The organism is Spirosoma gilvum, from assembly GCF_054776815.1.
In genome coordinates this window covers 48,295-70,260 of record NZ_BAAHBH010000017.1, presented here as the reverse complement: position 1 = coordinate 70,260, position 21,966 = coordinate 48,295, and the positions used below count along the sequence as shown (strand labels likewise).

Below are 21,966 nucleotides of genomic sequence, written 5' to 3'. Positions count from 1 at the left end.
GCCCTGTTCGACTGATCCTAAATTTCCCAGCGTATGAGAAAGATTCTATGTTGGTTTGCCGGTGCCGGGATGCTGTGTTTAAGTGCAGTTCCCGGCCATGCACAGACGCAGGGCAATTTCCTGGTGGAGTACACACGGGAGGGCGCATGGCGATATACTAGCGTCAGGGAAACACCCTACCAGAGCAACGGGCGCGTGATTCAGCACCAGTTAACCGCGCTGGGTAAGAAGCTCAATCATTTGTCAGTTGTTGATGCCCCGGTCTATTCGCAGCTCCAAGGCGAATTGCACGGGTACTTGCAACGGCTTGAAAACGACTCCCCCGATTATGGCCGCGCCGAGGTGTATCATTCCGTTTTACTGCGCCTGATGCAGTTCGAGGAGTCGATTAAAGAAAGCCTGATCGACAACAGGCACCGTGACCCGCGCCCAATAGACGCCGATGCTGCAAAACAGGATGAAGGTCAGCAAGCCGCCGTGCTACCTTATGCGTTGCTCTTTCGTCGGCAGGATCACCGCTCTAAGCTGGTGCATATCGTTACCAGTGGGAAAGTCACGATTCTAAAGCATGGCCCAACTTACTGCCTGGTGCGGTGCGGCCCCCACGAGGGATATTTGCACAAAGGAATGATCGTTGCATTACCATGATGCAATTGTGCGTTTTACATAATTGCGGATTACTTTTACGAAGAATTGGGGTCTCACAACTAAGTGATACTCAAGCCGTTAAATGGGTATGATTTCAACCGATCTTCTCGAAAACTTTAAGCCCACTTTGGCAACGGCCATTGGCCAACTTCAAGCGGTATTGCATTCGGTTAAAGAAAGCAGCGATCCCGAACGGGAATTAATCCAACTCAAAGCGGCTCAGGCACTTTTATCGAAAAGCGTTTTGCTGCTGCTGGATGATGTTTACCGAAAAGCAATGGCCGAGAAAATTGCTTTCGCGCACCATCATTGCCCCGGTGATTGTGGACAAGAAAATTTGATTGAACGATTACGGCGCATGTTTCCCGATATACCATTGGAGGACGTACCCCAGCGGTTGAAAGAAGCCGAAGCGGTCGAACAGTTCATGAAGAAAATTTTATTAGAAAAAAGTTTGGAGACCCCCCATCCCTCCATCTGAACTTTCGCGCTCACTTAAAATCAATTCATTATGTCTAAACGCACAGTGTTTGCTTCTGTCGCCACCATGTTGGCGGTTGGAGGTATGGCCTATGGCCTAAGCAGCTTCACCAGCCGGAGCGAAACGTGTCCGCTGGAAGGTACGCCCGCTTGCCCGAAGGCAATGTCGGCGCAGGCCGTAGCATCGACCCACGCTAAAACGGTGGCCGATGCGGAATTACCCCCATGCTGCCGGGCAAAGAAAGGCATCTAACGTGTAGAAGGCCCCGAAAGGGGCTTTCTGCTTCTCTGCGTTGTTCACAAGCACACGTCGCTTGCAAATAAACTTTATGGCTTTTCCTGCAAAAAGAAACCGCTGTATGTGATTCAAGTATTTAAGAATTTGCTTATTTAAGCAAATTACTTACCTTTGTTCTGAAATGGAAAATTCCTCAAACTGTGTTCGCGTCTTTGCCGATCAAGAACAGATTCGCCAATGTACCGAGAAAATAAAATATGCCGGGCCAGTCTTTGACCGATTGGCTCAGGTGTTGGATTTGGCAGGCAATGCCAACCGGCTTAAAATTATTTATTTGTTGCGGGAAGAAAGCAATTTGTGCGTTTGCGATTTGAGCGACATTTTGGGCATGACTATTCCCGCTGTTTCTCAGCATTTGCGTAAGCTCAAAGATGCGCAGTTGATCCAAGCCCGGAAAGTCGGCCAGACTGTTTTTTATTCATTGCGGACAGAATCAACCGGCATCTTACATTCGCTGTTAGAACATCTTGAAACGATGCAAACCGCCCCTTGCTAACTGTTTAATTTGGGGCCATAACGATCGCAAAGCTATGAAACTCGCAGGATTGACCGGGCTACTGACCGCCTTTGTTTCTTCTCTCTGTTGCACAGTCCCTTTGCTCACATTGCTGGTGGGTGCCACTGGCTCGGCTGGTGGGTGGGCTTGGCTGGAACCTTTGCGGCCTTACAGTATCGCGCTCACGGTGGGCGCGTTGGGTTGGGCCTGGTACGAACAATTAAAACCCAAAAAAACGATGGAATGTAATTGTGAAACGAAGAAAACATCCTTTTGGCAAACGAAGCCAATTTTGGGCGTAATAACAGCAATTGCATTGCTGCTGTTGGCTTTCCCTTCTTACTCAAACTGGCTGTACCAGGAAAAGAATCAAGCGACCTTGCAACCCGCGCAGGGAGGCACGCAACAAGTGGCCTATGTCACTATCAAGGGCATGTCCTGTGAAGGCTGCGAACATCACATCAAGCAGGAAGTCACCAAGATCAAGGGCGTATCGGCGGTGGATGTGTCGTACCAAAAAGGGGCTGCTACCGTGAAATACGATAGCAAAAAAACCTCTCTGGCTGACATCAAAAAAGCGGTGGATGCCACCGGATACAAAGTCACCAGCACAAAAACGCTTTAAGGAATGACTGTCACACTCGGATCTGTGATTACATGCCCAAATTGTGGCCACCAAGCAGCGGAGATCATGCCGACCGATGCTTGCACCTATTTTTATGAATGCACCTCCTGCCAGACCCTTTTAAAGCCGTTGGCGGGGGATTGTTGTGTCTTCTGTTCCTATGGGTCGGCGAAGTGCCCGCCGACCCAAGAGCAAAAGAGTTGCTGCGCCTGATATGGCTATTGTCAAATCACTTTTCGTGTTCATTTTGGCCGGATTCTGTGAGATCGGGGGCGGATACCTCGTTTGGCTTTGGATGAAAGAGGGAAAACCGCTCTGGTATGGCGTTATCGGCGGCATCATGTTGGCCTGCTATGGCATCGTGGCGACGTTTCAGCCCACTGGATTTGGCCGCGTGTATGCCACATACGGCGGTTTCTTTATTGTCATGGCTCTGCTGTGGGCATGGAAGGTGGATGGATTCCGACCAGACAGATATGATATTATCGGCGCATTGATTGCGCTGATCGGGGTTTGCGTCATCTACTACGCACCCCGACATTAATCAAAACAGCCTACCGAACGGCAGGCTGTTCAAGTTTGTCGAGTTCCATCACCAGATAGACCATTTCCTTTGTTTCGGCGGAATCCCCCATTTCCAGGGAAATAGGGCCTTCTTCAGGCTGAAAGGTCAGGTGAAACACCAGCCAGGGGCAGCATACCCGCTCGAATTTGATAAATTCAGCCAGGTCGCCAATGATAGCATTATCGGACTTTTCAAACACCAGCTCGTAGCTATTCGGATGCTCAACGGCGCGTGACACCTTTTTAAAAAGCGTCTGGTGCAATTCATTCATGCGCTTGATCTGGTCTTTGTCTGTAAGCTTGCAGGCGAGCGCGATTTTTTTCTTTAAAACGGCTTGGGTTTCCATCGTCTTTGTTGTTTTTGTCTGAGCCAGGCAGGACAATACGAGCAGCCAGGCCAACCCGGTAAGCATGAGTGATTTCATGGTTTTTCTGGTAAATTTAAACGGTGGAGTATAGTCCACTGTCAAGCGTTTCACCGATAAAATTATGCTCATCGGCATCATTGCCCAGGAATCAGGCTTTTCCCGCGATACGATCCGGTATTACGAAAAAATCGGTCTGCTGCGACTGCCCAAACGAGCCAGGCGGGAAAACAACTACAAGGAATATTCCCCGGCTATTTTATCGCGGCTTCGGGCAATCAAGGAATTAAAGAAAATCGGCTACACGCTGGCAGAAATTCAGCAGGTCATCGCCTCCTACGAAACGGGCGGGATGGATTGCATCGCAGGCAAAGGCCAGGTGCTGGAAAAAGTGCGACTGATTGAGGAACAGATCGTTCAATTGCAAACCCTCAGACTGCAATTGTTGGAAGCGGTTGCCGATTGCCCCGACCATTGCAAAATTGCTGCCATTTTAGATGATACTCTGATGGTTCGATAGAAGGCCGCTAGCAATGACCGCAGCAGGCCGCAACATCGTTCGATTTCTCGAAACTCTCCTGCCCTTCTTTGAAGGAGAACCAGGCTAGCCCCAGCATACCAGCTGCATCAATGTAGGGTAGATGCAGCAACTCATACAGCACACTCGATGCCAACAACACCACCGACATATAGACACAAACCATTGTGCATTTGCCATCAGTAATAATAGAGGCTGAACTGAGCTGTTCGCCTGTGCGAATCTTCCACCTGGCAAGCACTCGCATAATGGCAATGGAGAGCAGAGATACCACGATTCCGGCCACGGTCGTTTCCGGCTTTTGATTCTCCCAAATACTGACGCCCGCGCCGATCATCAAACCTGCCACCAGTACATACAAGCAGACGCCCGTGATTTGAAGAGCCAGCTTTTCAAAGCGGCCCCGATCTTTGTTGCCGAACCGACGCAAACGGGCGATCATGGCTAGGATACCCAAGCCGGAAATGACTTCGATAAAACTATCCGCGCCAAAGCCTGCCAAGGTCAAGGCTTCGTCTTGTGCGCCGAAATACAATGAAACCAAGCCTTCGCCGATATTGTACACGACGGTAAAGAGGGCCAATCCCGTGGCAATGTTCCACCGTTTATCAACGGGAGGATTAAGTGTCGTTTCCATAGATTCTTGTATTTGTAACCCGGAAGGCAGGGAAATAATTTATCCGCCTTCTTTGATCGTTGTTCCTATATAAACGAGCGTTTATACAGGAACACTTCTTTTTAAAGGACATTGACCTTGTCTCAAGAAAGGCTACTTTTCTTGAGACAACTTTGTACACTGCTGGCTTAAACGACGAATTATTTACTTTTCCGCAGAACTACCCACCCCTTTTTCATTTAAGACTGTCAAATGAAGAGCTAACTGCTTCAGTTTTAGGAATATGAGAAAGATCAGGAAATCCTATAACTAAGGTCATCTTATTGAATCCTCGCACGTCTGACCTTTGATACAGATCATTGTCTAATCCAGTGATCTTGCTTGGTACGCTAAATGGGTGAAGCCCACGGATACAACGAGCGAGTCGCTTTGGGCAACTATAACCAACTTTTAACAATACCATCATGAAATTACTAGCACTCGTTTTTCTTTTTGTCTGCCTGGTTACCAGCCCCTTTTATACGTATGCGCAAGGTGCCAATTATAAACAACCGATGACGATCAATGCCACTGGGCAGGTGAAAGACGCTACGGGAGCAACGATTGGACTCGTCACCAAAGACAAGATGATACAGGATGCGAAAGGTCACAAAATGGCCTTTGTGGACGGGCAGGGCAACTTAGTCGATGCCAAAACGAACAAAAAGATGGGGCATATGGGAAAAGATGGGAAAACCTATATGGATGCCAGTGGCGATCTGATGTTCACCATCAAAAATAATCCGGATAAAACCTGTGACATTTTTGATGCTAAGGGCAAAAAAATCGGGAATGTGCATGAAAGCTACAAAGGAACAGCCTGCGCACTGCACTGCTTTGAGAATCAGCATACCCATATGAATAAGCAGTAACGGTATGAACTCTATACTTTACAAGGTTAAGGCCCAGTCGCTAAAGCCCTTTATTGCTTTGGTGACCGGGCCTAACTTTAAGAAAAATAGTTCATTGAACGGGATAAAATTGACCGTAAAGGCGTAATAGCTATTCCTGTTTGGGGTTAAGACTCCGCTTTAGGAGTTGCGCGTTCAGTGCTACAATCACTGTACTTGCACTCATTAATACGGCACCCAAGGCCGGACTAAGCACAAAGTTGGGATACAGCACCCCAGCCGCCAGCGGAACGGCAATCACATTGTAACCCGTCGCCCAGAATAAGTTCTGAATCATCTTGCGGTAGGTAGCCTTTCCAAAATCAACCAGGTTGGTAATATCGGTGGGTTTGCTGTTGACTAAGATAATGTCGGCAGTCTCAGCGGCAACATCGGTGCCGGAACCTACGGCGATGCCTACGTTGGCCTGCGCTAAGGCGGGAGCATCATTAACCCCGTCGCCGGTCATGGCTACGAATTGGCCTTTTGCCTGTAAATCCTTTACGATCGTTACTTTCTCGTCGGGCAGCACCTCGGCGAATACCCCGTCCAAACCCAGTTCTTTAGCAACGGTATCGGCTACTTTCTGGTTATCACCAGTGGCCATATACACCTTTATACCCGACTCCTGTAAGCGTCGAACGGCTTCTTTAGAATCATCGCGTATACGGTCAGCTAAGGCTACGTAACCCATAAGTTGATCGTTTATCAGAACGAAGATTACCGTTTCGGCATCGCTGCCGGTTGCATCCGGGGGCAGTTTGATCTCTTTCTCTTTCAGATAGCCAGGGCTGACAACCACAACCGATTTTCCGTTCACGGTAGCCGTAACGCCTTTACCCGTAATGGATTGAAAGTTGCTGATGGATGGCAAATCCAGTTTCCTTTTCTGAGCCTCACGAACAATGCCCTGGGCAATCGGGTGTTGTGACTGTTGTTCCAGAGCGGCTGTCATACCTAACAAGGTTGTCTCGTCCATGTCTGCCGACAACACCTTGACGCGTGTAACGCCAAACTCGCCTTCGGTCAGCGTACCGGTTTTGTCGAAAACCATGGCGGTAATTTTGCGGGCTTCCTCAAAGGCAGTCCGGTTGCGAATAAGTAGTCCCTTTTGGGCTGAAATGGCTGTGGAGATGGCTACTACCAGCGGAATAGCAACGCCCAAGGCGTGGGGGCAGGCTGTCACCATTACCGTAACCATCCGCTCGACAGCAAAAGCGACGTCTTTACCCAGCCAGAGCCAGGTTACAAGGGTAATTAGCCCCACCGACAGGGATACAATGGTTAGCCAGCCCGCTGCGCGATCAGCCAGTGTCTGGGTTTGTGATTTGGCATTCTGAGCCTCCTCAACCAGTTTAACCACTTTGTTGAGGTAGCTGTCTTCCCCCCGATGGGTGACCTTAATTTTGAGCGACCCTTCTCCGTTAACCGCCCCGGCGATAACCGTATCGCGCAGCGCTTTCTGTACGGGCACACTTTCACCCGTTAACATACTCTCATTGACCGCACTATCCCCCTCAACTACCTCACCATCAGTCGGAATACGTTCTCCGGGTCGAACCAACACTACGTCGCCAATAGCCAGTGACGTGACGTTTACGTCGCTGATGGTATCTCCATTCACCTTGTGGGCATCAGAAGGCAACATCTGTACGATCAACTCCAATGAGTGTGAGGCTCCCGCTACTGATTTCATCTCGAAATAATGGCCCAGCAGCATGATATCAATCAGCGTGGCCAGCTCAAAGAAGAAATCCATACCACTCAACCACCCCACCGATACGACGACGCTATAGACATAGGCGGTGGTGATGGCTACGGCAACGAGCGTCATCATGCCCAACTGCCGATTCCTCAGTTCGCCGATCATACCCGTTAGGAATGGCCAGCCGCCGTAGCCATAAATGATGGACGCAAGCACCAGCACCACCCCATTCCGAAAGGGGAAGTCAAGGGTGTAGCCCGTCAGGTCGCGAAACATCATTGACAGGAGGACAACCGGCACCGACAGGGCGAGACAAATCCAGAACCGGCGTAAAAAATCGGCGATCATGGCTCCATGATCATGCCCCCCGTGTCCCCCATGACCGCCTTGCTTACCATGTCCCATCTTAGAATGATCCATCTGGGCGTGATCCATCGACTCATGTTCCATCCCTATGCCGCCCTGATGTTGCTGGGGACTGTCGGGTCCACTGTGGCCATCGTGCCCAATATGTTGCAGTGCTTTCTGTTCAGCGGGTGATTCGGCAGCAGACCCTACGCGGTTTGCATTTGGTTCGTGGTCATGGGTGGGATTGGCAGGCAACCCGCTTGCCTGATGGTCGGTATGTATAGGGGCTGGCTCATCACGGGCTTCCATCACATGAAACGATCCGACCGTCGAAACCAGTTGCTGTATGTCGGCAGCGGAAGGATGATGCTCAACCGTAAGCAACGCTTCGGGTGGGTCAACGGTTAGCCGGGCGTCGATGATGCCCGGCTGACCAATCAAACGCTTTTGGATGGCTTCGGCCTGCTCGGTGGTCGTTAAGCCGTGTATCATATACCGGTGCTGATGCGTCATATTCCTGGATCCGTTAGCATTCGTTGTGTATTCTGAAAGCGCAAAACACGCTAGCTCATCAACTTAACTCGCTGGACGTTAAAAAAGGCCATACTACAAAAATTCTGCAAGGCAAGGCCCGAATTTTGCAAGCCTCTGCATCACTCATACCCATAGCTTTGTTTGTTATCGTATTGAGTACACTGCAATTACTTCCACCAGTGCGTGACGGGGTAAGTAGTCAGGTCGGCATTCAACCGGCCGGCGACCCCGTGAGATATTGCCCGATAGAAATGGAGCCAACAATAATGAAAGCGATTCAGCCGGACGATCAGAACGCCGGTAACGCGGAACACCAGGCAGGTTTGCTACGAATTCGGGGCATGGTGTGCGCCCGGTGCATCGACGTCGTTCAACGTGAACTAACTCAGGCTGGTTTCGATGTCCTTACAGTTCAGTTAGGAAAGGTCACACTTCGAGACGCTTTAACGTCGAATGACATTGAGCGCATCCAGACTGTTTTATCGAAGCAGGGATTTAGTCTTCTGGAGGATCAACAGAAAATGACCGTTCACCAGCGAGCCAAAACCTTTGTTGATTCTTATTTCGCCCAGGCGACTGACCTTAGCGAAAGCAACATCGGATCCGCACCGGCGGGGGTGCGGCCTTCCGACCGGCAGAACCGCCGACTATCAACCCAGATTCAGGACGCGCTAGGTCTAGATTATGACACCATCAGCAGTCAGTTTACAAAAACAGAGGGCATCACGCTGGAACGGTATATTATCCTCCGGCGAATCGACAAGGTGAAAGAATGGCTGGTGTACTCAGATGAGACCCTCACTGAGATTGCTCACCGCACGGGTTACAGCAGTGTGCAACACCTTTCCAACCGGTTTCGGCAGCAGACCGGCTTGACTCCTTCCTATTTCCGTCAGGTACGTCAACAGAAGCAAGTATTGCAGCAGGGGACTCTGTAAGCAGCAACCAATAGGCCGGTGGTGGTTCATCTTTGGGCATCCCCTAAAATCTCACAAGCGGCCGGGGTAATTGTATAACGAAATGGGTGGTAGGCGGGGCGACCTTTGCCCTATAAATTGACGAAACCATGATGACCCAACCCATTACTGCTCCTGCAAAATCCGCAACTACGGGTGAGCTAACCCGCCAAACGTTTCCAGTACTGGAGATGACCTGCGCAGCTTGTGCCGTCAGTGTCGAGTCCATGCTTAGCCATACACCCGGCATTGCGAAAGCGGCCGTCAACTACGCCAACCAGTCGGCTTCGGTCGAGTATGATGCTAAACTGATTACCCCGTCCGGGATGCAGCAGGTACTGCAATCCATTGGCTACGACTTAGTGGTCGACGTTGACGATCCTCAGCAGGTACAACAGGAAGCGCAACAGCGACAGTACGAATCATTAAGAAAACGAACCTTGTGGGCCGGAATTCTATCCGTTCCGGTGGTTGTGCTGGGTATGTTCTTTATGGACCTCCCGTACGTCAACTGGATTATGATGGCTCTGTCGGCTCCGGTCGTGTTCTGGCTGGGTCGGTCCTACTTTGTGAATGCCTGGAAGCAGGCCCGGTATGGCAAAACAAACATGGATACGCTGGTGGCGCTGTCAACAGGCATCGCCTTTCTGTTTAGTGCCTTCAACACACTAAATCCTCAGTTCTGGCATAGCCGGGGTTTGCACCCGCACGTTTATTTTGAAGCCGCTGCGGTAGTGATCGCATTCATCTCGCTGGGCAAGCTGCTCGAAGAACGGGCCAAATCAAATACCTCGTCGGCTATCAAGAAGCTGATGGGTTTGCAACCAAAGACCGTACGAATTGTCGAGGACGGAGCCGGGCCACATTCGGTCGAACGCGACATCCCCATCGCACAAGTGCGCGTCGGTCAGCTCATCGTCGTACGACCGGGTGAGCGGATTCCAGTTGATGGGGTTGTTGAATTCGGGGAATCGTATGTAGATGAAAGTATGATTTCGGGCGAAGCGGTTCCAGTAGTCAAACGAACCGGAGAAACCGTCTTTGCTGGGACTATCAATCAAAAAGGGTCGTTCCGCTTCAGGGCCCAAAAGGTGGGTGGTGAAACTGTGCTGGCGCAAATTATCCGCATGGTGCAGGAAGCACAGGGCAGCAAAGCCCCAGTGCAGAAATTAGTCGATAAGATTGCCGGTATCTTCGTACCCGTAGTGATCGGCATCGCTCTACTAACGTTCGGAGCCTGGATGTTCTTCGGTGGTGAAAACGCCCGCGACGGCGGACCGTTCACCCACGCGCTGTTAACCTCTGTGACCGTGCTGGTCATTGCGTGTCCCTGTGCGCTGGGGCTGGCTACTCCTACAGCCATCATGGTCGGCGTCGGTAAAGGAGCCGATAACAACATCCTCATCAAAGACGCGGAAAGCCTGGAACTCGGCTACAAAGTCAATGCCGTTGTGCTGGACAAAACCGGCACCATTACCGAAGGTAAACCCACCGTAACGGATCTGGCTTGGCAAGTAAGCGACGATGAGGTGGCCCATGTAATGCCGGTCCTCTATGCCCTGGAAGCCCAATCTGAACACCCGCTGGCCGATGCCGTCGTTGAGCAGTTGCGTAGCAGAAAGGTAACCGGAACAACCCTGGACGAATTCGAGAGTTTGACTGGTAGGGGGGTTGTAGGCCGGGTTGGAGCCATAACCTACCTGGTTGGCAACGCCCGATTGCTGGCAGAATGGGCGGTTACGGTTAGCCCCGCCATTAAACAGGTAGCCGAAAGCTGGCAGGAAGCGGCCAAGACGGTGGTATATTTCGCTGACCAAAAACGCATTCTGGCCGTGATAGCCATTGCCGATCCGGTTAAACAAACCGCCTGCGAAGCGATTCATACCCTCAAAGAGCAAGGCATTGCTGTTTACATGATGACCGGCGACAATGCCCAGACGGCCGCGGCGGTTGCCAAAGCGGTTGGGCTAAAGGACTTTCGAGCGGAGGCCCTACCCGCCGATAAAGCGGAATTCGTCAAACAGCTACAGGCACAGGGCAAAGTCGTCGCCATGATCGGCGATGGTATCAACGATTCACAGGCACTGGCGCAGGCTGATGTCAGCATCGCGATGGGACGCGGCTCCGATATCGCGATGGATGTAGCAAAAATGACACTTATCACCTCCGACCTGAATAGTGTACCCAAGGCTTTGCAACTATCCCGTAAAACCGTGCAGACCATCCGGCAAAATTTATTCTGGGCCTTCATCTATAACCTGATTGGGATTCCCATTGCAGCCGGGTTGTTATACCCCGTGAACGGCTTTTTGTTGAACCCGATGATTGCTGGGGCTGCGATGGCGCTTAGCTCCGTGTCAGTGGTTACGAATAGCCTGCGGCTACGGGCGACTAAGTTGTGATGAATGAAGGGAACAGTTTAACAAGACATAAACCAAGTAATAACAACGAACATGGAAACGCTGAATTTCAAGACAAACATTAAGTGTAGTGGTTGCGTGGCAACCGTAACGCCTTTTCTCAATGACATCGAACAACTCGATGGCTGGAATGTAGACACCGCCAGTCCGGATAAGATTCTAACCGTGCAGACAACGGACAACCGCATTGGTGAGGAGGTCCGAAAAGCGGTTGAACGGGCAGGCTATAAAGCAGACCCAATACCACGGCCCTGATTTCTAAAATTTTGTAACGGTATGGTCTTAATCTTATAAGCTGGTCCACTATCCGGTGGGGCAGCTTATTTGTTTTACTGATACTCAACAAATCTATTTATGGAAACACATAATCAACAGACCGACCAGGTTCGGTCAATGCAGCAGGGCCACACGATGGCTGGGCAAAACCACTACGGCAAATTAGCCATCATGGGAGCCTTGTCCTTTTTCTCCATGTACATCCTCATGTACTCGATGGTGGACCGTTTTGAAAATGTAATTCCGAACGTCAATCAGTTGTACATGGCTGGCCTGATGACAATGCCAATGCTTATTATCGAAGTACTATTGATGTCGTCCATGTATACAAATAAACAGCGGAATGTTCTAATCGTCGCGATTAGTACCCTAGCATTGGTCGGCTTTTTTTTTCTCATTCGTGTTCAAACGGCGGTTGGCGATAAGCAGTTTGCCAAGTCGATGATTCCGCACCATGCCGCAGCCATTCTGATGGCTAGGGCGGCCAAACTCAGCGATCCCGAACTGCAAAAGTTACAGCAGGATATCATTTCAGCACAGGAAAAAGAAATCAGGCAAATGAAGAACAAAATCGCTGAACTGGATAAGTAAAGAGGATTGAGAGAACAGGCCTGTTAATTATAAACGGCTCTGCTATAAGGTAGAGCTTTTTGTTTTATTAAGTTATAATTCGAAAGCACTGATTATGAAACGTTTTTTTCTCATCACCTATCTTGTTCTGGTGTTTACGGCCAGCTACGGACAACATCAACAGCACACAATGCCCGATGCCAATCGGTCGGCTGAGCAACCTCACAATCCTGACAAGTCTAACTTCCCAGCTGTCAAAACAAGTTTGCCCGTGTCGCGGCCACAGGCGTTGGCGAACGTAAAGCCGACAGGGAAACGGGTACCGTATGATCTGGTCATTGATGAGCAGATGGTTAATATTACGGGCAAACCCAAAAAGGCCATGACCATAAACGGTGGGATTCCCGGACCCACCATGCGGTTTACAGAAGGTGATGTAGCCGTTATTCGGGTTCATAACAAACTGAAAACAGAAACCTCGCTGCACTGGCACGGCATCCTGCTCCCCAACAAACAGGATGGTGTTTCGTATTTGAATACCCCCCCTATTCATGCGGGCGACACCTACACGTTTGAGTACCCCCTCGTTCAGTCAGGTACGTACTGGTTTCACTCCCACACGCGCTATCAGGAGCAGATTGGCGTATACGGCTCGATTGCCATTCAACCTCAGCAGCCCACTCACAAAGTAGATCATGATTTGGTGTTACTACTGTCGGATTGGACGGATGAAAATCCGGCCCATATCCTGAAAAACCTGAAACGGCGCAACGAATGGTACTCGATCAAAAAAAACAATGTCCAATCGCTCAACCGCATTATTCAGCACAAGGCCGTGGGGGCGTACCTGCGGCAGTCGATGATGAAAATGGCACCGATGGATATTTCCGACGTTTACTACGACCGGTTCCTGGTAAATGGAAAAGACACGGTTCGATACCCGGAAATCAAAGCAGGTCAAACCGTTCGGCTTCGGGTTATCAACGCCAGTGCGTCCACCTATTTTCACGTTAATTATGCCGGTGGTCCCATGAAGTTGATCGCTGCCGATGGTCTGGATGTGCAACCGGTGGACGTTGACAGGCGGCTAATTGCCATTGCTGAGACCTACGACTTTATTGTCACTGTCCCAAACGGTGGCGCTTTTGAAGTACGGGCGACGGCACAAGACGGTTCTGGTTACGCAACGGCTTTGCTGGGAAAGGGTAAGGCGAAGTACGCCCCCACTGTCCCCCGCCCCGATCTGTATAAATTAACCGCCAACATGAGTCGAATGGGGGGGATGGGCATGGGTACGATGAACATGGGCAAAACCGACACAACTGCTCAGACTAACTCCGACATGAACGGCCCCATGCTGCACGATATGGCCGGGATGAATCATGGGGCTAGCCAACAACCCGTAAATCCAGCAAAACCGGGCACCAAAGAACCAATCATGGGGAACATGGACCATAGTCAGATGCAGACGGGACAGACTAAGCCAGCACAGGCCGTACCCGGCAAACCGAAAAAGCAGGATCCGATGGCTGGGATGGACCACAGCCAGATGGATATGGGTGATAAGCCGTCTGCCAAGCAGGCGATTCCGGCAAAAAAAGCCTCAAAGCCGTCAAAAGCGGTTGGATCAATGGCTGGGATGGATCATAGTGCCATGAACATGGGTGGCATGAAAACGGCCAAAGATGGTAAGATGGACATGACGGGGATGGACCATGGACAGATGGGCCACTCCTCCATGCCCGCGTCGGTGGACCGGGGCATGGACCATAGTAACATGGCCATGAAAATGGATTCGATGCCCACTACGAAAACGGACGGCAAAAAGCCGGATGACATGGTTGGCATGGATCACAGTAAAATGAACATGGACAATAAAACTGGCGATAAGGCCGGGATGAAAGGAATGAGCAGTGGGGGCGGGGGTATGGAAGGGATGAACATGATGGACGAGCAGAATACCATCGACTACAGCATTCTCAGGTCTTCCGAACCGATTGTCTTTCCGGCGAATCGCCCTATCCGCGAAATACCGCTCACCCTGTCGGGCAATATGTTCCGCTACATCTGGGGCTTTAACGGACAGCCACTCTCGCGAGCCGACATGATTCAAATCCGTCGGGGCGAAATTGTGCGTGTCCGTATGACGAACAATACCATGATGATGCACCCGATTCACCTGCATGGTCATTACTTCCGCGTACTGAACGGGCAGGGTCAGTATTCACCCCTGAAGCATACGGTGAACGTATCGCCCATGGAAAACGTCACGATTGAGTTTATGGCTGATGACGAGAAAGACTGGTTTTTTCACTGTCATCTGCTGTATCATATGCTCAGCGGAATGGCCCGCGTGGTTAGCTATGGCGACAAACCGGACTCATCCATCGCTGCTATTCAAAAACTTCACCTGCGCGACATGCGCGACAATCAGCCGTTTGTCTGGGGCTTCCTGCAACCTGGTTATCCGATCAACTACTTTAATCTAAATGTCTCTACTAACAAAAACGCCATCGTTGCCGGGGGTGACCACGACTGGCGCACAAATCGGTTCGAGTTCGATTTGGATTATGAACGCTACCTCGGCGATTGGTTTCGGGTATTTGCTGGAATAGATGGAGGTAACGAGGAATTCCTGCGCCGGATACGGCCCGAAGAAGGACAGCCAACTGGGGATCAACGCATCATCCGGGCGGTGGCGGGTATTCGGTATATGTTGCCGTTTTTGATTCAGTCAGAGGTTAAACTCGACACACGTGGCAACGTCCGTTTTCAACTCAATGGGCAGCAGATGTTGTTTCCCCGCTTAGATTTCCAGTATCAGACTCAGTGGTTGATTGGAGGCTACCTGCGCGCGCACGTTGAGTTGCAATACACAGTCAGCAAGAACCTCTTTCTACACACCGATTATGACACACGTTACCGCACTGTTGGGGGCGGGCTGGGGTATAACTTCTGATTATAAAAAGGGTTTGCCGGTCGGCAAACCCTTTTTACTTCACTATTAACTCCCTTACTGAAATGGTTAACCTAACTCCAATCATGTTCGTAATACCATTTATTACACTGATAATCAGAATTATTATTATACATTTATTGGTAGTGGCTTAATCGCGTTGATCAACCCTTCAGACTTGCTTCAAGCCGCTTTAATTCGCCAATCTCTTTAGTCTGCACCTTGATAACGTTATTGGCCATTGCCTTCATTCTCTCCGTCTTTCCTTCCTTCAAAAATGCACGGGCCATATCAACGCCCTGCTGGTGATGCTGGGCCATCATACTGGCAAAGTCGTGGTCAATATTGCCGTTCATGGAGTGGGTGCCGCTATGCATCATTTTCATTCCTTCTTGTCCTAACTTGGACGAAGATGATTGAGGTTTGTGGCTACTCATAAACTGCGTCAATTCTCCTATCTCTTTTTGATTAGCTGCTTTAATCTGGGTAGCCATTTTTCTTACCTGAGCATTTTTACCCTGCTTAATCTCTAAATCAGCCATTTCTACGGCTGATTGATGATGCATCTTAAGCATCATGGCGAAGTCATGATCGGGATCGCCGGTCATTTTCATGCTCATCATCTGATTCATGCCCGATTGCATGGACTTCATCATGGCATTGCCAGGATTCTGAGCCAGCGTTGGTTGAGTGAGCAGGAGTGCCACACCCAGTCCCGCTGCAATGAATTTATTCGTTTTCATCCGTTTTCGTTAGTTAGAGATAAATGATACATCACAACACCTCAATAGGGCTTGTTGGTGATAAGCCAATCCTGAAACTGACTAATTTCGGCCTTTTGCTCAGCAATGATTTTCTGAGCCATCTGACGCATGCTCTCAACCGTACCGTAGTTTAATTCAGTCTGTGCCATATCGAGAGCACTCTGATGGTGATCGATCATGAGCGCAACAAAGTCTACATCGGACCGGCCCGTCAGGATACGGGTATCCTGCGCTTTCATCATTTTATCCATATCCTGCATAGCCATCATATCGAAGGACTGACCAGCCGCTGATGCCATTGGCTGGTGGCTGCTAAGAAACTGGGCAAATTGGGCTTTTTCTGCCGTCTGGGAAGTAACAATGTTTTGTGCCATCGTTTTTATAGGTTGATCAGTACCACTCTTGAGTTCCTGATTAGCCATGTCAATGGCACCCTGGTGGTGCATTTGCATCATCATCGCGAAGTCATGATCGGCATCTCCTGTCATTTTCATAGCATTCATCTGCGTCATGTTCGCATGCATGATCTGCTGATAAACATTGGCATCATGTTCCTGTGGTGTTATACCCTCACTATTTTTAGTACAGGCGGTCATAGCTCCCACTATCAGTACGAAGAAGCCGGCTAGTTTAAATACGTTACTTTTCATTGCGTTGAGATATGCGTTTGTTCCTCTACATAACTTGTGGTTATTGACCTGAGTTTTTACAAGATTACCCCTTTAGACTTATAGAATTTACGGATCCAAATAGCATATTGTCATTCGATTTAGTTGCAGTCACTTGTTTATCTGCCTTTCATCCATCAACTTAGTCACCTGACTTGTTGCTTTACCCCCTATCATGCTTGCTGACTCCTTTACCCGCCTGATTGACGACTACAGACAAAACCCGAATCTGATTTACCAAAGTTGGTTTCTGCACAATGAAGACCGCCTGAAAGCCTTTCGCTCGATTCGGCGTGGCGTCTTACAAGTCATCAGTGACATTAAAGACGGTTCGTTTCCCAACGATTTCAAAGGCAGTTCTCTTGAGTTCGTGCTTACCTGCATCACCGAGCAGAAACAGGTATTTGAAGGCGCGTCGCATCCTTTCTATTGGAAACCAAAGCTGCGTATTCCAGATATTTATGAGAATCAGGACCACAAGCGATACTTCGGCCAGTTTCTGGAATGCTGCCTGAAAGCCACCAAACCCGAAACCATCGTCAACGAAATTCACAAACTGGATGCGCACAAGATCAAAGGCCTAGGGCCGGCCGTAGCCAGTATTCTTTATTTCTTGCACCCAACCTGGGTCCCCCCTTTTAATACGGCGATCATTAATGGCTATAACCGACTCTTTAATGAGCGTCGGAAACTAGGATCGTGGTCGGAATACCTAGCCATCCGCGAAAAGATGCTGACAGTAAACAACGAGTACCGGTCTGTGCTGTCAAACGACCTGGGTGCCCTGGCGGGTTTGTTATTCGAGGTGGGAGCGGGTAACCTGCTGGTGCCGGGACTGGCCGATCAACCGGCCGTTGATCGGGAAAAGCTTCAGAAACAAATAGAAAAACGCCACAAAGGTGTGGTAGATGAACAACAGGAAGAACATACGCATAGCGAGATGCAGTATCACCTGCTAACCATTGGTCGAGCTCTGGGGTACGACGTGGCCGCTGCCCGAAATGACATGTCCCGTCACTATAACGGACATTCGTTTTCCTTCCTGAGTTTACCTGCTCTTCCTCCCCTACCTGTCTCGGCTGAAACGAGCCAGACGATCGGCCTAATTGACATTGTCTGGTTAGAAAAAGGCACCGGTCGAATTATTTGTGCCTTCGAAGTAGAGAAAAGTACCTCTATTTACTCTGGCATTTTACGATTGACGGATTTAGTCTGCTCGCTACCCGATCATGCCACTACGCTCTATTTAGTTGTCCCTGACAGCCGTCGGAAAGAAGTTGAAATTCAGTTAACCCGTCCATCAATTAAGCAAACGAATACCCCTATTCGCTACATGCTCATGTCTGAGCTTCGGACCCATTGTGATGCGCTATGCAAATTTGGTGATAGCTACCGGGTGTTGGAGAAGATTGCCCGCTCTGTGTAAATCGATAATTGAGTGATTATTTCAGCACACCTTTCTTGTGTTAAATAACATCATTTATCTTTTAGATACATGCGGCCCACCGCTGTGGTCGGAAATTTGCCGATAGTGTCTAGCCACCTCTTTGTTTGGTTATACCCAACAGTCTCACAAAAACGCTCCTGCTTGAGACGACGAAACATTCATGTATCTGCTTGTAAAAATGGGGCGTTTTGAGATTACCAAGCCCCACTTTTACAAGCATACGACGTTGGTAGTACGTTTGTAAAATTAGCTCACGATAAATTGTAGAGATGAATATCTTGTCGGAATATGCCTTTTAAAAGTTGAATGGCTGTTCGAAAACGGGTCTTTACGGTGCCTAATGGTAAATTGAAGGTGGTCGCAATTTCTTCCTTTGTATAGCCTTGATAAGTTAGTTCGAGAATTTGACTATACTTTGGCGACAAAACAGTCAAGACTGACTGATGCGGCATAGTTTCCGATGTTGAAGCCATATCGTCGGTTCTACCCTCATACATATACGTTTCAAGAGTGGCCTGTAGTTTGCGAGACCGTATGGTGTCTAAGGCAACGTTACGCGTCACAGTCAACAACCAGGTAAAAAGGCGCGCCTGCTTAGGGTCGTACCGTTGAATATTGGTCCAGATTTTAATAAACGCATCTTGAAGTAAGTCTTCAGCTTGTTGCTGATCTTTCACCATCCGTAATAAAACGCCAAATAAGGCTGGTGAATACGCATCATACAAGGTTGTGAAGGCTGAAGAATGGCCAGCTTGCAAATCACAAACTAATTGGGCTTCATTAAAGGCAATGGGTCTCATTGTAGGTAGTGAAAAAGGAAGGCCGCAAGTCCCCAGTAGCTGGCTAGTTTGGCATGAACGTATATTGATGTAATTTCCTAAAAAACCGTGCCATGTTTATTAAAATAGCTCTAAGGGTTAAACAAGGCCATTTTTCATGCAGAAGCGTTTTCAAGCACGGGGCTTTCTTTCCCCATTAGTGGGGATATTAACGAGCCAATTATTTTATCAAACTTGAATGAAAGCGGTGTTCTAAATTCTCATTATTGAATAAAAAGCCGCTTTATGAATGCTCTAATTGCGTTCTAATCAGCAATACAGTTAATTAGTTTACCTTTGAGGAAAGCTGCTGCTATGAACACATTTTCTCAAAACCATAGGTTATTGTTTCCAATCCTATTGGTAGAGGATGATCTGGCCATTATTGATGTGCTCCAACGCGCAGCCAGGATCTGTTTTCCTGAAGCCAATATAATAGCCATTACTACCTTTGAAGAAGCGATCGTTTATCTGTATAGTTTAGAGGGCAAAGGGCCCCGATTACTCTTATTGGATGTTTTCTTACCTGGCCAACGAACGGGATTAGATTTTCTGAAACTACTTAAAGCCCATCCGCTGGGTAACCGTTTACCCGCTATTGTGTTGTCCCAGAGCGAATACCCTAAGCATGTCAAAGAAGCCTATCAATTAGGGGCTGCTTCCTACTTTATCAAGCCGTTTTCGTTTCAAGACTGGAAACGCTTTATGATTAATCTTCGGTTGTTTTGGTACGAAACAGCCACGCTGCCGCAAACGTATTTTGAAAAGCAACAAGCGCTTTTGCGTGATGGAGAATGAGAATGTTACCCTGTCAACTAACTATTTTGGTGCTCTTATTACAATATAAACGGTCATCTATATTGTAACAGATCTAACCTATCTTATCTCATAAAATGCTCCTAATTGAGACGAAGAACCAGTAGTTGTAAACTGTAAATCTAGTTTGGAATCGATAATTTACGCCCCGGTGCGATAAGAATCCCGGTTAAAGTTAAGTAATAGACTAGCGCAGATTACCGCCTATCAAATTATGTTCGTTCTCTGGCTGAATTAGTCCTTTTACAATGGCTTCGCACTCAACCCGTATGCGTTCAAAATTTAAATCAGCATCGACGTCCGTATAAAAAACGGGTAGCTTACGGTTCGTCCCTTCGGCAAAGGTATAAGTAGGCAGCTTTAACCGAGTATGAAAAACGGGCTCAACCGCTTCGGCTGTAATGCCCACAAATTCGCCGGTTTCCATTCGGTTAACTTCATGAGGTTTAAACAATGCTTTGTCCTGAAGAGAAAAACTTACGCCTTGGCTGTGGGAGCCAGACTTTGAATCTATACCGTTGGGATTACTTCGGTTCTGGCTTTCATTCCGTTGAAGCATTTCCTCTTTCCCAAACAGCTTACTCACATACTCGCCCGTTTCGATATTGGGATTCTTACCAAATAACTGGGTGTTTAAGTTGGATATAATCGCATAAGCTTCTTCCTTCCCGTATGCTTTAATCATTTGACTTATATCCTGTGCCATATAAATAGTAGCTACTTTATTGCTTCTCGCCGTTGCGGGTAGATCGGATAAATTCGGTATGTAGCACTGAGGCCCCTCATCCAGCAGAACCATACTATGTAATTTATCCGGATTATTTAGCTGTTTTAGCGAAGCCGTAATGAGTAAGGAAACAACCGGTGAAAGAGCTTCAATAATATCCTGTTTGGTACCGATGCAAAGCAGCTTAGGGTATTGGGGATCATTCAAGTTGATGTCAAAATCATCGCCCGACAGTACCCAGGCTATTTCCTTGGTATTCATTCGCCCCAGCGCATTTTGTAAGGTACCATATTGACCCGCTAACTGAGGTTCTGCTTTAGTTCGAATGGCTGTACTGACGCTAGCCACAATCGTTTTGGTCTCATAGTTGGTTTCTAATAACCCGATCAACTGGTATACATCATGACCCAGGATCATATTGAGTACGTGCGGGAGTGTGCAGTAATTCGGATAATGAATCTTCATGTACCAGATGACGCCCGCAAGTATGGAAATAGCAGAAGTATCCCAAAAGTCTTTTTCTCGAATAGCTTTTCGGTTAAGTGTACAATAGAACGCAGCTGCAAATTCATAGGCGTACGCCTGAAAGTATAACAGTTCGGGTAGGAGTGGATTAATCCGGTGGCTTCTGGAAAGGTCGACAAAATTGACGATGGCTAGATCGACCTGACATTCAGAACGGCTGTAGTGATTATAGGCATACTCGGTGAGAGAGGGAAACTTAAAATCAAAAAGCACACCCGTGTAATTCTTATAGGCAGCTTGAGCGATAATCTGGTGTGCGACCGAAGCCGTTTTGCCTGAGCCATTGGAACCAATAATTCCCACGCCCCGAGCCGGATTCGGAATGTTTACCCATGTTCCATTGCCTCCCCGAAAACTGAATGAATCTGGGTTATCGATCTGCTTTTTATCCGTTGGTATTTTATACTTCGTTTGATCACCTTTTATGGAGTGAGTTAAAAATGGGGTTGAGAGAATCACCAAAAGCAGCCCCACCAATTCCGCGTAATAGCTATAGTGAAAGAGCTCAAATGTAAACAGCAGTAGACAACCTAATAAAAAACAACCTCCTAAAAGCAGTAAGACAATCCGGCCTACACTAAATAAGCTCTTTTGCTTTTTTCGATCTAGTTCGGCCTGTAAAGAGGTTTCAGGCAGTAAGAAGCAGCAGGCGTACAGGAAAATAAACCCTACACGGAGAACAAAGCCAGTTTTAAAAACCTGTTGCAATACAAAAGGGATAAATAGGAGCGGGTTATATTGAACCATCCCCTCCAGGCCAAGCAAAGCCAGTAGTAGAAGAGTTAGACTCCAGACTCCAATTTTAAGTTGATTAATATGCATAACCGGAGGGAAATGTAAACTAGTCTGTAATAAGATTACCTGAATGGCGATTTAC

At 48.5% G+C, this 21,966-nt stretch carries 23 protein-coding genes; 16 read left to right on the top strand and 7 right to left on the bottom strand.

Features of this window, described 5'->3' with window-relative positions:
• Positions 1–33 precede the first annotated feature (33 nt).
• The 7 genes from ACYVFD_RS32165 (at position 34) to ACYVFD_RS32135 (ending at position 3,091) form a co-directional block, all read left to right on the top strand.
• On the top strand, positions 34–648 hold the full coding sequence (locus ACYVFD_RS32165) for a hypothetical protein (RefSeq protein WP_293691098.1): 615 nt from the start codon (positions 34–36) through the stop codon (positions 646–648).
• 88 nt (positions 649–736) lie between these two features.
• Entirely contained in the window at positions 737–1,129 is a 393-nt protein-coding gene (locus tag ACYVFD_RS32160) for a metal-sensing transcriptional repressor (protein ID WP_461094683.1), read from the top strand.
• Positions 1,130–1,159: 30 nt separating this feature from the next.
• Positions 1,160–1,381, top strand: coding sequence for a hypothetical protein (locus ACYVFD_RS32155; protein WP_293691102.1), 222 nt, complete (start codon positions 1,160–1,162; stop codon positions 1,379–1,381).
• A 166-nt stretch (positions 1,382–1,547) separates the two neighbouring features.
• Positions 1,548–1,922 (top strand): ArsR/SmtB family transcription factor, encoded by a 375-nt coding sequence (locus tag ACYVFD_RS32150; protein WP_293691104.1) that lies wholly within the window; start codon positions 1,548–1,550, stop codon positions 1,920–1,922.
• A gap of 34 nt (positions 1,923–1,956) precedes the next feature.
• Positions 1,957–2,547 carry a mercuric transport protein MerTP gene (gene merTP / locus ACYVFD_RS32145; RefSeq protein ID WP_293691106.1) on the top strand — a complete coding sequence of 197 codons (591 nt, stop codon included), beginning with the start codon at positions 1,957–1,959 and terminating at the stop codon, positions 2,545–2,547.
• Positions 2,548–2,550: 3 nt separating this feature from the next.
• On the top strand, positions 2,551–2,760 hold the full coding sequence (locus ACYVFD_RS32140) for a GDCCVxC domain-containing (seleno)protein (protein ID WP_293691108.1): 210 nt from the start codon (positions 2,551–2,553) through the stop codon (positions 2,758–2,760).
• Position 2,761: 1 nt separating this feature from the next.
• Entirely contained in the window at positions 2,762–3,091 is a 330-nt protein-coding gene (locus tag ACYVFD_RS32135; RefSeq protein WP_293691110.1) for a YnfA family protein, read from the top strand.
• A 10-nt stretch (positions 3,092–3,101) separates the two neighbouring features.
• Here ACYVFD_RS32135 and ACYVFD_RS32130 read toward each other — a convergent pair whose 3' ends face one another.
• On the bottom strand, positions 3,102–3,536 hold the full coding sequence (locus tag ACYVFD_RS32130; protein ID WP_293691112.1) for a hypothetical protein: 435 nt from the start codon (positions 3,534–3,536) through the stop codon (positions 3,102–3,104).
• A 64-nt stretch (positions 3,537–3,600) separates the two neighbouring features.
• Here ACYVFD_RS32130 and ACYVFD_RS32125 point away from each other — a divergent pair, with 64 nt between their 5' ends.
• Positions 3,601–3,996 (top strand): MerR family transcriptional regulator, encoded by a 396-nt coding sequence (locus ACYVFD_RS32125; RefSeq protein ID WP_293691114.1) that lies wholly within the window; start codon positions 3,601–3,603, stop codon positions 3,994–3,996.
• A 7-nt stretch (positions 3,997–4,003) separates the two neighbouring features.
• Here ACYVFD_RS32125 and ACYVFD_RS32120 read toward each other — a convergent pair whose 3' ends face one another.
• Positions 4,004–4,651 (bottom strand): cation transporter, encoded by a 648-nt coding sequence (locus ACYVFD_RS32120; RefSeq protein ID WP_293691116.1) that lies wholly within the window; start codon positions 4,649–4,651, stop codon positions 4,004–4,006.
• Between the two features lie 443 nt (positions 4,652–5,094).
• Here ACYVFD_RS32120 and ACYVFD_RS32115 point away from each other — a divergent pair, with 443 nt between their 5' ends.
• Positions 5,095–5,541: a 5-fold beta-flower protein gene (locus ACYVFD_RS32115; RefSeq protein ID WP_293691118.1), complete on the top strand. Its 447-nt coding sequence runs from the start codon at positions 5,095–5,097 to the stop codon at positions 5,539–5,541.
• A 130-nt stretch (positions 5,542–5,671) separates the two neighbouring features.
• Here ACYVFD_RS32115 and ACYVFD_RS32110 read toward each other — a convergent pair whose 3' ends face one another.
• Positions 5,672–7,921, bottom strand: a complete 2,250-nt coding sequence (locus ACYVFD_RS32110; RefSeq protein ID WP_461094700.1) for a heavy metal translocating P-type ATPase — start codon at positions 7,919–7,921, stop codon at positions 5,672–5,674.
• Between the two features lie 566 nt (positions 7,922–8,487).
• Here ACYVFD_RS32110 and ACYVFD_RS32105 point away from each other — a divergent pair.
• The 5 genes from ACYVFD_RS32105 to ACYVFD_RS32085 all read left to right on the top strand — a co-directional run bounded on the left by ACYVFD_RS32105 (position 8,488) and on the right by ACYVFD_RS32085 (position 15,327).
• Entirely contained in the window at positions 8,488–9,084 is a 597-nt protein-coding gene (locus tag ACYVFD_RS32105; RefSeq protein WP_293691168.1) for a helix-turn-helix domain-containing protein, read from the top strand.
• A 128-nt stretch (positions 9,085–9,212) separates the two neighbouring features.
• Positions 9,213–11,504 carry a heavy metal translocating P-type ATPase gene (locus tag ACYVFD_RS32100; protein WP_461094682.1) on the top strand — a complete coding sequence of 764 codons (2,292 nt, stop codon included), beginning with the start codon at positions 9,213–9,215 and terminating at the stop codon, positions 11,502–11,504.
• Between the two features lie 51 nt (positions 11,505–11,555).
• Positions 11,556–11,777, top strand: coding sequence for a heavy-metal-associated domain-containing protein (locus ACYVFD_RS32095; RefSeq protein ID WP_293691124.1), 222 nt, complete (start codon positions 11,556–11,558; stop codon positions 11,775–11,777).
• Positions 11,778–11,876: 99 nt separating this feature from the next.
• Positions 11,877–12,389, top strand: a complete 513-nt coding sequence (locus ACYVFD_RS32090; RefSeq protein ID WP_461094681.1) for a DUF305 domain-containing protein — start codon at positions 11,877–11,879, stop codon at positions 12,387–12,389.
• Between the two features lie 94 nt (positions 12,390–12,483).
• Entirely contained in the window at positions 12,484–15,327 is a 2,844-nt protein-coding gene (locus tag ACYVFD_RS32085; protein ID WP_293691128.1) for a multicopper oxidase domain-containing protein, read from the top strand.
• 161 nt (positions 15,328–15,488) lie between these two features.
• Here ACYVFD_RS32085 and ACYVFD_RS32080 read toward each other — a convergent pair whose 3' ends face one another.
• Together ACYVFD_RS32080 and ACYVFD_RS32075 are read right to left on the bottom strand one after the other, a co-directional pair.
• Positions 15,489–16,067 (bottom strand): DUF305 domain-containing protein, encoded by a 579-nt coding sequence (locus ACYVFD_RS32080; RefSeq protein WP_293871684.1) that lies wholly within the window; start codon positions 16,065–16,067, stop codon positions 15,489–15,491.
• Between the two features lie 41 nt (positions 16,068–16,108).
• The gene (locus tag ACYVFD_RS32075; protein WP_293691132.1) at positions 16,109–16,738 is read right to left on the bottom strand and encodes a DUF305 domain-containing protein; all 630 of its coding nucleotides are present in this window, start codon (positions 16,736–16,738) and stop codon (positions 16,109–16,111) included.
• A gap of 193 nt (positions 16,739–16,931) precedes the next feature.
• On the opposite strand from ACYVFD_RS32075, the gene ACYVFD_RS32070 reads away from it, so the two are divergent.
• The gene (locus ACYVFD_RS32070; RefSeq protein WP_297369536.1) at positions 16,932–18,182 is read left to right on the top strand and encodes a hypothetical protein; all 1,251 of its coding nucleotides are present in this window, start codon (positions 16,932–16,934) and stop codon (positions 18,180–18,182) included.
• A gap of 272 nt (positions 18,183–18,454) precedes the next feature.
• Here ACYVFD_RS32070 and ACYVFD_RS32065 read toward each other — a convergent pair whose 3' ends face one another.
• The gene (locus ACYVFD_RS32065; RefSeq protein WP_461094680.1) at positions 18,455–19,003 is read right to left on the bottom strand and encodes an RNA polymerase sigma factor; all 549 of its coding nucleotides are present in this window, start codon (positions 19,001–19,003) and stop codon (positions 18,455–18,457) included.
• A gap of 333 nt (positions 19,004–19,336) precedes the next feature.
• Between ACYVFD_RS32065 and ACYVFD_RS32060 the strand changes: the two genes are divergently transcribed.
• Entirely contained in the window at positions 19,337–19,819 is a 483-nt protein-coding gene (locus ACYVFD_RS32060) for a response regulator (RefSeq protein ID WP_461094679.1), read from the top strand.
• A gap of 205 nt (positions 19,820–20,024) precedes the next feature.
• Here the strand turns inward: ACYVFD_RS32060 and ACYVFD_RS32055 are convergent, their stop codons facing one another.
• Positions 20,025–21,911, bottom strand: a complete 1,887-nt coding sequence (locus tag ACYVFD_RS32055) for a type IV secretory system conjugative DNA transfer family protein (RefSeq protein WP_461094678.1) — start codon at positions 21,909–21,911, stop codon at positions 20,025–20,027.
• Positions 21,912–21,966 lie beyond the last annotated feature (55 nt).